The sequence below is a fragment of the Frankia sp. QA3 genome (genome assembly GCF_000262465.1).
In the GTDB taxonomy this organism is placed as follows: Bacteria; Actinomycetota; Actinomycetes; order Frankiales; family Frankiaceae; genus Frankia.
On the sequence record NZ_CM001489.1, the window covers coordinates 5022815 to 5035627 of the forward strand.

The 12813-nt window shown below is 72.6% G+C and carries 13 protein-coding genes and 1 pseudogene; 7 read left to right on the plus strand and 7 right to left on the minus strand.

Going from position 1 to position 12813, the window contains the following annotated elements:
• Positions 1 to 84 precede the first annotated feature (84 nt).
• Complete coding sequence (locus FRAQA3DRAFT_RS20630) at positions 85 to 789, plus strand: carbon-nitrogen hydrolase family protein (protein ID WP_035923182.1); 705 nt, start codon at positions 85 to 87, stop codon at positions 787 to 789.
• A gap of 383 nt (positions 790 to 1172) precedes the next feature.
• Here the strand turns inward: FRAQA3DRAFT_RS20630 and FRAQA3DRAFT_RS20640 are convergent, their stop codons facing one another.
• Complete coding sequence (locus tag FRAQA3DRAFT_RS20640) at positions 1173 to 1787, minus strand: hypothetical protein (protein WP_157467533.1); 615 nt, start codon at positions 1785 to 1787, stop codon at positions 1173 to 1175.
• Positions 1788 to 4044: 2257 nt separating this feature from the next.
• Between FRAQA3DRAFT_RS20640 and FRAQA3DRAFT_RS34215 the strand changes: the two are divergent.
• Positions 4045 to 4521: pseudogene (locus tag FRAQA3DRAFT_RS34215) on the plus strand (AAA family ATPase); the annotation flags it as partial.
• A gap of 450 nt (positions 4522 to 4971) precedes the next feature.
• Positions 4972 to 5724: a DUF5682 family protein gene (locus FRAQA3DRAFT_RS37495; RefSeq protein WP_009740993.1), complete on the plus strand. Its 753-nt coding sequence runs from the start codon at positions 4972 to 4974 to the stop codon at positions 5722 to 5724.
• Positions 5725 to 5735: 11 nt separating this feature from the next.
• Here FRAQA3DRAFT_RS37495 and FRAQA3DRAFT_RS20660 read toward each other — a convergent pair whose 3' ends face one another.
• Positions 5736 to 6593 carry a helix-turn-helix transcriptional regulator gene (locus FRAQA3DRAFT_RS20660; RefSeq protein ID WP_009740994.1) on the minus strand — a complete coding sequence of 286 codons (858 nt, stop codon included), beginning with the start codon at positions 6591 to 6593 and terminating at the stop codon, positions 5736 to 5738.
• Between the two features lie 198 nt (positions 6594 to 6791).
• Here FRAQA3DRAFT_RS20660 and FRAQA3DRAFT_RS20665 point away from each other — a divergent pair, with 198 nt between their 5' ends.
• Positions 6792 to 7550: an SDR family NAD(P)-dependent oxidoreductase gene (locus tag FRAQA3DRAFT_RS20665; RefSeq protein ID WP_009740995.1), complete on the plus strand. Its 759-nt coding sequence runs from the start codon at positions 6792 to 6794 to the stop codon at positions 7548 to 7550.
• Positions 7551 to 7630: 80 nt separating this feature from the next.
• Here FRAQA3DRAFT_RS20665 and FRAQA3DRAFT_RS20670 read toward each other — a convergent pair whose 3' ends face one another.
• Positions 7631 to 8338, minus strand: coding sequence for a YafY family protein (locus FRAQA3DRAFT_RS20670; RefSeq protein WP_009740996.1), 708 nt, complete (start codon positions 8336 to 8338; stop codon positions 7631 to 7633).
• Positions 8339 to 8442: 104 nt separating this feature from the next.
• The gene (locus tag FRAQA3DRAFT_RS20675) at positions 8443 to 8664 is read right to left on the minus strand and encodes a hypothetical protein (RefSeq protein ID WP_009740997.1); all 222 of its coding nucleotides are present in this window, start codon (positions 8662 to 8664) and stop codon (positions 8443 to 8445) included.
• Between the two features lie 155 nt (positions 8665 to 8819).
• On the opposite strand from FRAQA3DRAFT_RS20675, the gene FRAQA3DRAFT_RS20680 reads away from it, so the two are divergent.
• The gene (locus tag FRAQA3DRAFT_RS20680) at positions 8820 to 9674 is read left to right on the plus strand and encodes a GNAT family N-acetyltransferase (protein WP_009740998.1); all 855 of its coding nucleotides are present in this window, start codon (positions 8820 to 8822) and stop codon (positions 9672 to 9674) included.
• A 14-nt stretch (positions 9675 to 9688) separates the two neighbouring features.
• Entirely contained in the window at positions 9689 to 10642 is a 954-nt protein-coding gene (pip, locus tag FRAQA3DRAFT_RS20685; protein ID WP_009740999.1) for a prolyl aminopeptidase, read from the plus strand.
• Positions 10643 to 10688: 46 nt separating this feature from the next.
• Here pip and FRAQA3DRAFT_RS20690 read toward each other — a convergent pair whose 3' ends face one another.
• The 3 genes from FRAQA3DRAFT_RS20690 to FRAQA3DRAFT_RS20700 form a co-directional block, all read right to left on the minus strand.
• Positions 10689 to 11183: a hypothetical protein gene (locus tag FRAQA3DRAFT_RS20690; RefSeq protein WP_009741000.1), complete on the minus strand. Its 495-nt coding sequence runs from the start codon at positions 11181 to 11183 to the stop codon at positions 10689 to 10691.
• A gap of 81 nt (positions 11184 to 11264) precedes the next feature.
• Positions 11265 to 11648, minus strand: coding sequence for a DUF427 domain-containing protein (locus tag FRAQA3DRAFT_RS20695; RefSeq protein ID WP_009741001.1), 384 nt, complete (start codon positions 11646 to 11648; stop codon positions 11265 to 11267).
• A gap of 228 nt (positions 11649 to 11876) precedes the next feature.
• A complete protein-coding gene (locus tag FRAQA3DRAFT_RS20700) occupies positions 11877 to 12443 on the minus strand; it encodes a TetR/AcrR family transcriptional regulator (RefSeq protein WP_009741002.1) in 567 nt (188 codons plus the stop codon).
• 185 nt (positions 12444 to 12628) lie between these two features.
• Between FRAQA3DRAFT_RS20700 and FRAQA3DRAFT_RS37500 the strand changes: the two genes are divergently transcribed.
• Positions 12629 to 12784: a hypothetical protein gene (locus FRAQA3DRAFT_RS37500; protein WP_232291685.1), complete on the plus strand. Its 156-nt coding sequence runs from the start codon at positions 12629 to 12631 to the stop codon at positions 12782 to 12784.
• Positions 12785 to 12813 lie beyond the last annotated feature (29 nt).

Here is a 12813-nt window from a genome sequence, read left to right on the forward strand (position 1 = left end):
CCACGCCCGTGCGTCACGCCGCACCTTCGTATCCGACGCCCGACGTCGCCGCCGAGTGAGTAGTGTCGGCGGATGGCGTCCCACTTGCGAAAACCCTTGACCGTAGCCGTCACCCAACCGCCGTGCGCGCCCTATGACGTCACGACGAACGCGCTGAGAAATGCCGCCGTAGTACGTAATGCGGCTGCCCGGGTCGTCGCTTTCCCCGAGTTGTCCCTGACCGGATACGAACTGGACGCCTCCGCAATCACGCCGGAGGATCGGCGCCTGTTGCCCCTTGTCGAGGCATGCGCCGCCACCGGTTCCGTGGCGTTGGCGGGTGCTCCGCTCGCCGGCGAAGCCAGCGCCTCGCACCTTGCCATGCTGGCCGTGGACGGCAACGGCGCATCAGTGGCGTACCGCAAGGTGAACCTCGCCGCCGCCGAGGCCTGCCGGTTCACCGCCGGAAGCGAACCAGTCGCGATCCAGGTAGACGGCTGGCGGCTGGGCCTGGCCATCTGCCGGGACACCGGCATCGCACACCACGTGGCGGCGACCGCCGCTCTCGGCATCGACCTCTACGTCGCGGCAATTCTGCATTCCGCCGATGAGGGACGCGTCCAAGAAGAGCGAGCCCGTCGGATCGCCGCCGATCATCGGGTGTGGGTCGCGCTGGCCAGCTTCGCCGGCTCGACCGGGGGTGGATACGACCACGCCTCCGGTCGCTCAGGCGTGTGGGCTCCGGACGGCGCCGTGGTCGCCCAGGCAGGACCGGAACCCGGCGCAATCATCCATGCGACGCTTAGCTGAACCGCCGACCCTCCCTCACCGCCGCGCCTACCGCCGGCCCCTGCCCTGAAACCACAGGCCTGGAGGCTCCGGCCTTGGCGGCGGCTTTCATCTGTTTCCTGTAGTTGCGGACGCGGTACCGGCTGTCCTGGTCGACGATGCCCGCGATGGAGAGAAGGAGAAGGTGCCGGCGCTCCCGCACTGGTGATCAGTGCCCAACGCGGGGCCCAAGACCACCGGTCGATCTCCGTGAGTCGGTGCGACCCACGATGATCAACCGGTGGCCTTTTCGGCGTCCGCGACCGCCGCACCGGTCTGGCCGGCACGGCGATCCAGTCCGGCCACCTGCCTAACTGATCGCCAAGCGCTGCTGCCCTAGCCCAGGAGATCCGACAGCTGCCGCGTCATCGCCAGTCGGCCGGCTGGAGGTCGTCGTTCTCCTGCTCGTCGTCCTCACCCCAGCTCGAATCCCTGTCGTCCCACTTCTTGTGGTCGTCCCACTTCTTGTGGTCATCCCACTTCTTGTGGTCATCCCACTTCTTGTGGTCGTCCCACTTCTTGTGGTCGTCCTTGTTGTCGAACCAGATCACACGCTCGAGCTTGATGCTCTCCTTCTTCTTCTTAATGTCGTGCTTCTTGTGCTTGGGGTGCGACCAGTCGCCCCGCGGGTCCCATCCCACGAGCCTCGGAGAATCCACGTCACCCTCGGCCGAATCCTCCTCGGCCAGCCCGCTGGAGTCCCATCCCCGGTGCTTGTCCTTCTTGTCGAACCAGAGCACACGCTCGAGCTCGAGGGTCTCCTTCTTCTTCTTGATGTCGCGCTTCTTGTCACCGGGACGCCGCTTGTCCTGGTAGTCGCCAGTCTCCTGGTCATCCGGGCGCCAGGACGAGCCGTAGCCCGGGAACCACAGCGTTTCCTTGGACGGATCCGACGCACTGACAAAATCGCCGGTGCCATCAGGGCCGGCCGAGGCCTGAGCCACGGCCGCTCCCGGACCCAGCGCCACTACGACAGCCACACCCGACATTGTGACGAGAGCGGCGCACCGCCCTACTGCCTTTTTCATTGGACCACCATTCTAGAGTTTGCTACCTGCCTTTTCCGCAAGCGCAATCTAGCTGGGTGGGCGCGCGAGCGGACGCGTCCAACGAGCGTGTCAGCGCGGACGGACCAAATTTCCAGTGCCTTCCAGAGGCCTACCATCAGGCCTCTCAACCCCCGGAATCCCCGGTTTGCGTCGACGCGGAACGCCCCAGAACGCTCCTCCGAAAGAGGAGATAGGCGACGGACTGCAGGCGCTCTATGGCGTCCGCACGAGCCGGGCACATGGCACAAGGCCGGTGTGCGCCGGCGTGTCCTAACGCCGACAACACAACCGGCCGGAAGGCTCGACTCCAGTCGGCGGTCGGCCTTCGATGTGTTGTCTCAGCTAGCTTGGAACCGGCCGCGACAACAACACGTCGTTTCTTCCCCGGCCGCCGGGTGACCGGGAATAGTCAGTTACCGGCATGCCCGGCGCTACAGATCTTAAATGTCCGGGGTCCGCGCCTGTCTGACCTCAAACCTGCCACGCCTACGTGAACCGCATCCTTTGCGGGCTGCTTCCCATGAACGACGCGGACAGGGCGCTGCGCGCTGGATCTGCTCAGCGGCCTCGCCAGCCGTGCCCGCGGCCGGTGAACCGCGGCCGCCAATCCTCCGAGTCACGGGTAGGGCGGAGGCCGCCCGCCCGCAGCCGGTCGACCGGGAACCAGAGTTGTTCAGCCTGACCGAGGCATGGTCGCCTGCCTCGGTCAGATCGATGGCCTTCGTCCGCGTGCTTGCGCCGGGCAGAAGTGTCGGAGGCCGGGGCCAGACTCCGTGGCATGTCGCTGACACCCGTCTCGGCCATGGACCGCGAGACCGTCCTCGTGTTGGCGCCCGACCAGGCTTCCGCCCAGGCGGGCGAACGGCTCGGCAGCCCCGGCGGCTGGTCGGGCCTCGGCATGTCCGGCCAGGCGCTGTGGGGGGCGTGCCGGGGAAGCGGTGCCACGCCGTACCGGGTGGTGGTGGTGGCCGGCGCCGAGTTCGCGTCCTCCGGCACCTGCCCGAGCCGGAAGTTCCCCTGCAAGCACGCCCCTCGGCCTGCTGTTCCTCGCCTGCGCCACCCCGGCCGCGCTGGCCACCGGCGACGATCCACCGGACTGGGCCGCGGACTGGCTCGCGCGGCGGGACGCCCGGGTCGACGCCGGGGTCGCGGAACTGAGCCGCTGGCTGGTCGGCCTCGCCCACGGCGGGCTCGGCGCCGCCCAGGTCCAGCCGGCCTCCTGGTGGGAGGCGACCGCCGCGCGGATGGTCGACGCGCAGGCACCCGGACTGGCCGAGGTCGTCCGCGACATGGCACGGATCGCCGCGACCGGCGGTCCCGACTGGCCGGCACGGCTCACCGACCAGCTCGGCCGCCTGTACCTGCTCTGCGAGGGCTGGTCGAGGCGGGGGGAGGTGGGGCCCGCACTGGCCGACGTGGTGCGCGACCGGATCGGTTTCTCCCGCAGCGCCTCGGACGTGCTCGCCGGCGAGCGGCTCACCGGGCCGGTCGACGTCCTCGGCGAGCGCCGGTTCACCACCGGAAAGCTGCGGGGTCGGCGGCAGTGGCTGCGGGTGGCCGGGATCGAACGGCTCGCCCTGCTGGTCTCCTACGGCCCCGCCAAGGAGGTCCCGCCGCCGACTCTGCCTGTCCTCACCCGCTTCCAGGCTGAGGTGGCCGCGTATCCGGGGCGTCGTCCGACCAGGGTGGCCCTCGCCGAGACCACCACGGCACCGGAGCCACTCGCCGAACTGGCCGCCGCCGACGCCGGTGATACCGCCGGGACCTGGCAGGAGGCGCTGGCGGCGCTCGCCCCGGCGTTGGCGGCGGATCCGTGGGCCGACCCCGTCGCGTTCATCGTCCGGCAGCTCACCGTGCTGCCACCCCTCGTCGACGCCCACAACAAGGCGCCGACGGGCGCGGCGGCGCGGAAGGGCCGGCAGGGCGGAGGCCCGTCGGGCATCGGCGCTCGCTGGCTGCTGCGAGACCAGGCCGGCCAGGCCCTGCCGCTGGCGGCCGACGCGGGCGCCCAGTGGGGTTGGCACCTGCTGGCCCTCAGCGGCGGCCACTCCCTCGACCTGGCCGTGGAGTGGGACGGGTTCGACCTGGTGCCGTTGGCGGCGATGCCGTCCCGGCCGCGGCCCGGCGCCGACTCTCCCCCGCCGGCCATCTCCGCGGCCCCCGGGAGCGGGCCCCCTGAGCAGACCGCCTGTCCGCGACCGCCCTGCTGCGGACCGCGGCCCTCGTGGCCAGTGGCCGCCGCGCCGGCCTGTTCGCCGCCGACGCCAGCGCGCTGCCGGCCCCCGCCCCCGCTGCACCCGAGGGGGCCCCGGTGCTGGCACCGCACGCGGCACGCATCGTCAAGGGCGTGCTGGACGGATCCGACGACCGGGCGCTGCTGCTGCTCGGCAGCCCCGGCACGGCCAAGACCTGGTTGTCCGAGCACCTGGCCGCGGCGGTCTGCGGCGACTCCACGCTCGTCGTGCAGGGCACGGCGGGTACCTCCGAGGACGCCGTCCGGTACGGCTGGAACTACGCCCGCCTCATCGCCGAGGGGCCCTCCCCCGACGCGCTGGTGCCCTCGCCGGTGATGCGCGCGATGACCCGCGGATCGATCGCGCGGGTCGAGGAGCTCACCCGGATGGGCGCCGAGGTGCAGGACGCGCTCATCACCGTGCTGGACGAGATCAGCGTCGCCGGCGGCGCCTGATGCCCGTCACCGTCCTGGGAGTTCGTCATCACGGTCCCGGTTCGGCGCGGGCGGTGCGGGCAGCGCTCGCCGAGCTCGATCCGGACCTCGTCCTCGTCGAGGGGCCGCCCGAGGGGGACAGCGCGCTCACCCACGTCGGCGCGCTCACCCACGTCGGCGCGCTCACCCCGCCCGTGGCGCTGACCGCCTATGCCGTCGACGAGCCGCGCGACGCCGCCTTCTGGCCGTTCGCCGGCGCTGGAGCTGTTCGCCGGCGCTGGAGCTGTTCGCCGGCGCTGGAGCTGTTCGCCGCCGTGGCCGAGTCCATGGCGGCGCTGCGCGATCCCGACCCACACCAGCCCCGATGCGCACCAGCCCGATGCGCACCAGCCCGATGCGCACCAGCCCGATGCGCACCAGCCCGATGCGCACCAGCCCGGTCCGGGCGTGGCGCGGCAGGCGCAGGGCCGACGCGAGGAGCTGCGGGAAGCGCACCTGCGCCTGGAGATCCGCGCCGCCAGCGCCGAGGCCGCCCGCCGGGTCGCCGTGATCTGCGGTGCGTGGCACGTCCCGACGCTGACCGGCCGCACCGGCCGGACCACCGTCGCCGCCGACCGCGAGCTGCTTCGCGGCGGCCGACCGGTACGCACCGCCACGACGTGGGTGCCATGGACGCATGCGCTGCTGAGCGCCGACTCGAGCTACGGCGCCGGCGTCACGTCACCGGGTTGGTACCACCACCTGTGGGCCGCGCCCGACGAGGTCGGCGCCCGCTGGGTGGCCCGCGTCGCGGCGCTCCTGCGGGCCGCCGACCTGCCCGCCTCGACGGCCTCGGTCGTGGAGACCGTGCGGCTGGCCGAGGCCCTCGCCATCGACCGCGCGGTCGGCTACGGCGCGAGTCTCGTGCGCCGGCCCGCCGACACCGTCCTCATCCTGATCAGCGATCTCATCGAGGGTGGCGACCAGTCGTCGTTGATCGCCCGGCTGCAGGGGCTGGTCGAGTCCGGGGTCACCGTGCTGCTGGCGCTCTCCGACGACGGCGCCCCCGCCTACGACCACCGACTCGCGGCGACCTGCGCGCAGCTCGGCGCGCCGGCCTTCGCCTGCACCCCGGACGGGTTCTCCGAGCTGCTGGCCGCGGCGCTGCGCCGGGAGGAGGTCGGCCGGTGGGCGGCGCTACACGGTCTCGTCCCGGCCTGACCACGCAAGCCTCAGCGCGAACGGCTGGACTCGGGGAAGGTCTGGGTGCCGAGGACCGCGAGCATCTCCAGGCGCTCGCCCGCCCCCGAGCCGGGCTGCGGGCGGAACAGGACCAGCCGCTGGCCCGACGGCGGGCTGACCACGGCGTCGCACTCCAGGTCGAGCCGGCCGACCTCGGGATGGATGAGCACCTTGCGGGTGGTCCGCCGCACCGCCACCTCCTGGCGCGCCCACACCTCGCGGAACTCCGCACTGGCCGCCGACAGCTCGGCGACGAGGGAACGGACCGCCTCGTCCTCGTGCCGCCGACCGAGCGTCACGCGCAGGTCCGCGACATACTCACGGCCGAGCGTGTCGTGCTGGTCGGCGAGGTATCGCGAGCGCAGCTCGCCATCGGTGAACCAGCGCCACAGAGAGTTGCGCGCCCGGCCCTGCGCGCGGGCGATCGGGCCGAGCAGCGCGACGTTCAGCGGGTTCTGCGCCACGACGTTGGACAGGTCGTCCGAGATGAGCGCCGGCACGGCGGGCGCGAGCGCATCCAGCACGCACATGAGGCCGGCGTCGGCGTAGCCGAGCGAATAGTGCCGCGGTGGGGCTTCATGGCCGGCCAGCAGGTAGATGTGCTCGCGCTCGTCCAGCGTGAGGCGCAGCGCCCGCGCGATCGCGCCGAGCATCGACGGCGACGGCCGCGGCCCGCGGCCCTGCTCGATCCGCTCGTAGTAGTCCGTCGACATGTCGGCGAGCACGGCGACCTCGTCGCGGCGAAGCCCCGCGGCCCGCCGCCGACCGCCGGCGACCAGCCCCACGTCGGACGGCCTCAGCAGCTCCCGCCGGTGACGAAGGAAGACACCCAGCTCCTGGCGCTGCACAGCGGCCCCTCCGCGGTTGCACTCGATCGGACCTCACATGGCACCGTGCGTGCACGGCCCACTCGACGTCCCCATCATGACCGCGGGCGGCCCGCATATCCCCGGACTCGCGATCCGGGGATGACCGGGACGCCGCTGAAGGCCGGCGGCGGTGCCAGGGTGAATGGCAAGCACCAGTGGCGTGTCCCGGGAGGAATCATGTCCGACACCAGAATCGCTCTGATCACCGGCGCGAGCCGCGGCCTCGGGCGCAGCATGGCCACCCATCTCGCCCGCGCCGGGGTGGGCGTCATCGGCACCTACAACAGCCGCAAGGACGAGGCCGATCGGCTCGTGGCGGAGCTCGAGGAGCAGGGGGTGCCCGCGGCGGCGTTGCAGCTCGACGTGGGCGACAGCGCGGGCTTCGCCCGGTTCGCCGCCGACGTCCGCACGACGCTCGCCGGCCTCGGCGCCGAGCGCGTCGACTACCTCGTCAACAATGCCGGAGTCGGCCTGTACGCGCCGTTCACGGAGACGACCGAGGAGCAGTTCGACGAGTTGTTCCGGATTCACGTCAAGGCGCCCTTCTTCCTGACCCAGACGCTGCTGCCGCTGCTGGCCGACGGTGGGCGCATCCTCAACGTGTCCTCCGGCCTGGCCCGCTACACCCATCCGGGCACCTCCGCCTACGCCGCCGCGAAAGGCGCGATCGAGGTCCTGACCAGGTATCAGGCCAAGGAGCTCGGCGAGCGGGGCATCCGGGTCAACGCGCTCGTGCCCGGGGCGATCGCCACCGACTTCGGCGGCGGCCGGCTCCGGGACAACGCCCAGCTCAACGAGGCGGTGGCGAGCACCATCGCGCTCGGCCGAGTGGGCGAGGCCGAGGACATCGGCGCGGCCGTGCCGCTGCTCCTCGCCGACGGCTTCGGCTGGGCCAACGGCACCCGCATCGAACTGTCCGGCGGCCAGAACCTCTGATTCACCGCCGACCCACCCCGCCCACCGCCGGCCCGGTCCTACCCGGGCCGCGTCGGCACGGGTAGGCCTGGCTGGCTGAATCAGGGGGCGAGGCTGTCCAGCACGGCCGGGGTGACCGCGCCCGCGGCGGCCGAGCCGAGCAGGTCGGCGAGCTCCCGCCGGGGGGCGGCCTGCCCGGTCGGGGCGGCGCCGCGGATCCGGTCGAGCCGGAAACCGCGCGGGGCGCGCCGCAGGCGGCACCAGGCCACCAGGTACCAGCGGCCCTCGGTGGTAAGCAGGCCGGCCGGCTCCACCTCCCGCTCCGAGGTGCGCCCGCCGGCGTCCAGGTAGCTCAGCGACAGCACCTCCCGCCTGGTCAGGGCCCGCTCCACCGCGTCCCGGACCGCCGGATCGATCCGGGACGGCAGGGCGACGATCTGGGCAGCCAGTTCGTGCGCCTCGACGCGGGCCTGGCCGGACAGCAACGCGGCGATCTTCCGCATGGCGCCGCGGGTGCCGTCGGCGAACGGCGCGGAACCCTCCGCGGCGGCCAGCGCGGCGGCCACCGCCAGGGCCTCACCTGGCGTGAACCCGATCGGCGGCAGGGTCATCGCCGGATCCACGGACCAGCCGCCACGCCCGGTAGCGCTGTAGACGGGAGCGCCCGTCTCCGCCAGCGCCTTCAGGTCACGCTGGACGGTGCGCTCGCTGACCTCCAGGCGCCGCGCGAGCGCCGGCACCGTGACGGGACGCGGCGCCACCGCCCGCAGCTCCTCCATCAGCGCATAGAGCCGGTCGGTTCGGGTCACGGCCGGACGCTACGTCCCGCCCACGACAGGAACCCCGAACGTCAGGTGGGCCGCCCGGAACGCCCCCGTGATCGCGTGTCGGTCCCGCAGCCGCAGCAGGCTGGTCAGCGACAGGTGCGCACCGGCGGCGCCTCGCCGCCCACCCGGTTGCGCCGCAGCGTCGCCAGCGTCGCGGCGTCCACCCCTCGGCTGCGGTCCGGCACGGAGCCCGACCTGGCCTCGAACGCGGCGTTGAACGCCTCGGTCTCGGCGAGGCAGTCGAGCCCGGTCGTGACGAAGGGATCGGTACGGACAGCGGACGGCGGTGCGATCGCGAACTCAGTCATGATTCGATCGTTGCCCGGGCCGGCGACAACCTACTGTCACCCTTCCGCCGTGACCATCGGCACGGAACGGTGGTGAAGAACTCGTAAGGGCATAGTCGACGGAGCCATCGGGGCCGGCATCGACGTCCCGCGCCAGACAGGCGGGAGGCGGACGCATGACTGGGACCGGGCATGGGACCGGGCATGGGACCGGGCAACCGGCGGGCACGAGCACAGCTACGACGCTGCCGGGGCAGGAGACGCTGCTCGCCAGCTGGGCGGCCCTGGCCCTAACATCGCCGGGCGCCAGGCTGATCCACTCGCCCGGTGCGATCGCGGCGGTCTTTCCGGACTGGGCACCGCTGAACAACGCGATCCTGCTCGACGACGTGGCCACCGCGTCGACGGTCGCGGCCCGGCTGGGCGAGCTGTACGCCGCGGCCGGCGTCGGCACGTGGGCGCTGTGGATCCCGAGCCGGGCGACGGACCTCGGCACCCCCGACGAGCCGAGCACCCCTGACGAGCCGAGCACCCCCGAAGAGCCGCGCACGGTCGACGGGCTCACTCGTGACACCACGACGCTCGTCATGCGGGCCGCGCTGCGACCTGGGCCGACCCGGACCGACGGCGTCGTCCGCACTTCGATCGACGCGGCCATCCGGGCCGCCGACGGACCGCTCGACACGGCCGAACTCGGTTCGCCGGAGGCGGTGCCGGGCCTGGCCGCCTGGGTCCTGCTGCGCGACGGAGCCGCGGTGACGGGCGCCTGGAGCTTCCGGCACGGCACCGACTGCGGGATCTACACGGTCGGGACGGCCCCGGCCTGGCGACGGCGCGGCCTGGCGACGGCGCTGCTGCGCCACGTGCTCGCCGTCGCCGAACAGGACGGGGCGCGGACCGCGACCCTGCAGTCGACGCCGCTGGCCCGGGGCCTCTACGCCGCCCTCGGCTTCCTCCCGGTCGGTCGCTACGAGGAGTGGATCCACACGATCGGAATCCCGACCACTGCCGGTACCCACCGTGACCAGTAGGTCAGGATCGGCCGATGGGATCGCAGTATCCGCCGATCGAGCCGTACGACACCGGGACGCTCGACGTCGGCGACGGCAACCTCGTCTACTGGGAGGTCTGCGGCAACCCGACCGGCAGGCCGGCGCTGGTCGTCCACGGCGGGCCGGGCTCGGGCTGCTCGCCGGGGGCGCGCCGGTGGTTCGACCCGGGCCGCTACCGGATCGTCCTGTTCGACCAGCGCGGCTGCGGTCGCAGCACCCCGCATGCCGGCGACCACGACACCGACCTTCGGCACAACACCACCGGCCATCTGCTGGCGGACATGGAGCTGCTCCGCGAGCACCTCGGGATCGACCGGTGGTTGCTGTACGGCGCCTCGTGGGGTTCGACGCTCGCCCTGGCCTATGCCGAGCGCCACCCGTCCCGGGTGTCGGAGATCGTCCTCGCGGCCGTGACGATGACCCGCCGCCGCGACGTCGACTGGCTCTACCGCGGCGTGGCCCGGTACTTCCCCGCGGAGTGGGAGCGGTTCCGCGACGCACTGCCGCCCGCGGACCGCGACGGCGATCTCGTCGCCGGCTACGCACGCCTGCTCGCGGACCCCGACCCGGCGGTGCGACGACGGGCCGCCGACGACTGGTGTGCCTGGGAGGACGCGGTCATCTCACTGGAGTCGAACGGGCAGCCGGGCGCATACGGCAGCCGCCCGCAGCGGGCGAGGCTCGCGCTGGCACGGATCTGCTCGCACTACTTCGCACACGGGGCCTGGCTGGACGAAGGCGTGCTGCTACGCGACGCCGGCCGGCTCGCCGGCATCCCGGGGGTGCTGATCCACGGCCGCCACGACCTGGGCGGCCCGTTCCGCGTCGCCTGGGAGCTGGCCCGTGCCTGGCCGGGCGCCGAACTCGTCCCGATCACCGACTCCGGCCACACCGGCAGCGAAACCCTGGGCCGGTACCTGCGCGACGCGCTCGACCGGTTCGCCTGACCCGACCGGCGCGCCCGACCCGTGCCGGCGGGTCAGGCGCGGGCGCTCAGGAGGCGCTGGTCGTCCCGCGACCGGCCGTGGCCGCTACCAGGGCGACGAACCGTTCCAGTTCCCGCGGGTTGCGCACCACGTGGAGCTCCGCGGCGGCGCCGCGCGCCGAGATCCGGGCCATGACCTGCGGGAGGCTGCGGCGCCGGTAGCCGATCGTCCAACGCCAGAACTCCAGGTTCTCCCGCGAGCGCCGCAACGCCCGCCAGGCGCAGCGGGGCAGGGAGAAGTCGAGCACGACGATGGCGTCCGCGGCGGCGAACCGGTCCACGGACACCTCGTAGGGCCCGAGATCGCCATCCATGATCCAGGCATCCGCCCGGACGGCCTCCCGCTCGGTCTGTGCCCACTCCTGCGGCAAACTGGGCCGCGGCCCGGGACGCCAGAAGAGCTGGTCCAGCTCGATCACGGGAATGGCGGTGATCTCCCCAAGCCGGCGGGCGAGGGTGGACTTCCCGGCCCCGCCGCGGCCGAGGATGACGATCCGCCGCATGCCACGAGCCTTACTGCCGACGGAACCTGCGCTCGTGGCCCCGGCCGAGGCGAAGCCGCGATGGATGCCGCGCCGCCGAGTTCACGCGTCGGCGTCGGGGGTGGTGATCTCCACGCGGTCGGCGTAGAAGGCGATCCGGCCAGCGATGTCCGCGACGGCCGGGTAGGGGGTCTCGTAGGTCCAGATGACGTCGCGCAGCGTCGTGCCGTCCGAGGTCTCGACGCTGTAGTAGCTCGCGTCGCCCTTGTACGGGCAGTAGCTGGTGGTGTCGCTGCGGCGCAGCACGCTCTGGTCGACGTCGGCGATCGGTATGTACTGCACCGGCGGGTAGCTGGCCTCGCGCAGCGTGCGCGAGTCATGCGAGTCGGCGACGACATGCCCGTCGATCCGGACGACCACCCGCCCGCCGGTCGGCTCGACAGTGATCGGATGGTCGGCGTTCGGCAGCAGGACCGTTCGCGACATCAGACTTCCTCCAGACCGGCTGGGCCCGCAGGCGGGCCCGCGGATGCGGATACCCTGGCGGCGAGCAGCCGGCGAGGGCGGCCCGACCGGCAAGGGCGAAACTCGGCGCGAATCAAGGCTCCGCCGCATCCCGGAAACCGTCAAGCGTGCTTCGCACGGATGGTCGCGGCGACGGCCAACCGCCCGTCGGCGCCCGGGGTCCCGGTAGGTCCCGCAGATGGTCGTGGATCACCTTGGGGCGCTGCCGAGCACTCCGGCTCGCGCGGCCGCGACCGTGACCCGGGCCGCATGCTCGGCGACAGCGTCGTCAACGGGTTCGCCCGTCACGAGGAACCGCAGATAGATCGGTGCAATGAGGGTCTTAAGCAGCTCGGGCGGGTCGACGTCGGCGGGCAGCTCGCCGCGGGCCACGGCGCGGTCGACGACCGGTTCGGCCCGGCGGAAGCGGTCGGCGTAGAAGCGACGTTTCACCGCGGCCATCTCCGGCAGCCGCGCAGCATCGGACGACATCGCCGCGATCCAGGCCCGGTCGGCGGGGCTGGAGATGAGCAGCGCGACGATCGAACGCGCCAGCTCGCGCAGGTCGGACTCCAGGGTGCCGGTGTCAGGAATCGGTGTCTGGGTGGCGGCGTGGTCGGTCAGCGCGTCGACAAGCAGCGCATCACGGTCGGGCCAGCGCCGGTAGACGGTCGTCTTGTGCACGCCGGCCCGCTGCGCTACGCCGTCCATGGTCAAAGCGCTGTAGCCGACCTCGGCGAGTTCCGCCATCGCTGCGGCGAGCACCGCCGCACGCACCTTGGGTCCCCGCCCCACCGGACGGCCCGCAGGGCTGGGCCGCGCTTCCTGCTCCATCGTTATCGCTACCCCTGGTTGCGTTAGAGGGGATCAACATGCCACTCTCGAACGCATCGCAACATGGAGTTGCGATGCGTTCGGCGATCCGGGCCGCGTCGAGGCCGGTCGCCCGAAAGGAGCCTGTCATGGATCCAGCCCCCGTCAGCATGCCAGCGGCGGCCCGCCGCTGGCTGCTCGCGGTTGCGCTGCTCGTGCAGTTCATGGTCGCGTTGGACATGTCCGTGGTGAACGTCGCGCTGGCCGATGTCCGCACCGACCTCGGCTTCAGCGACGGGGGCTGACCTGGATCGTCAACTCCTACACCCTCGCG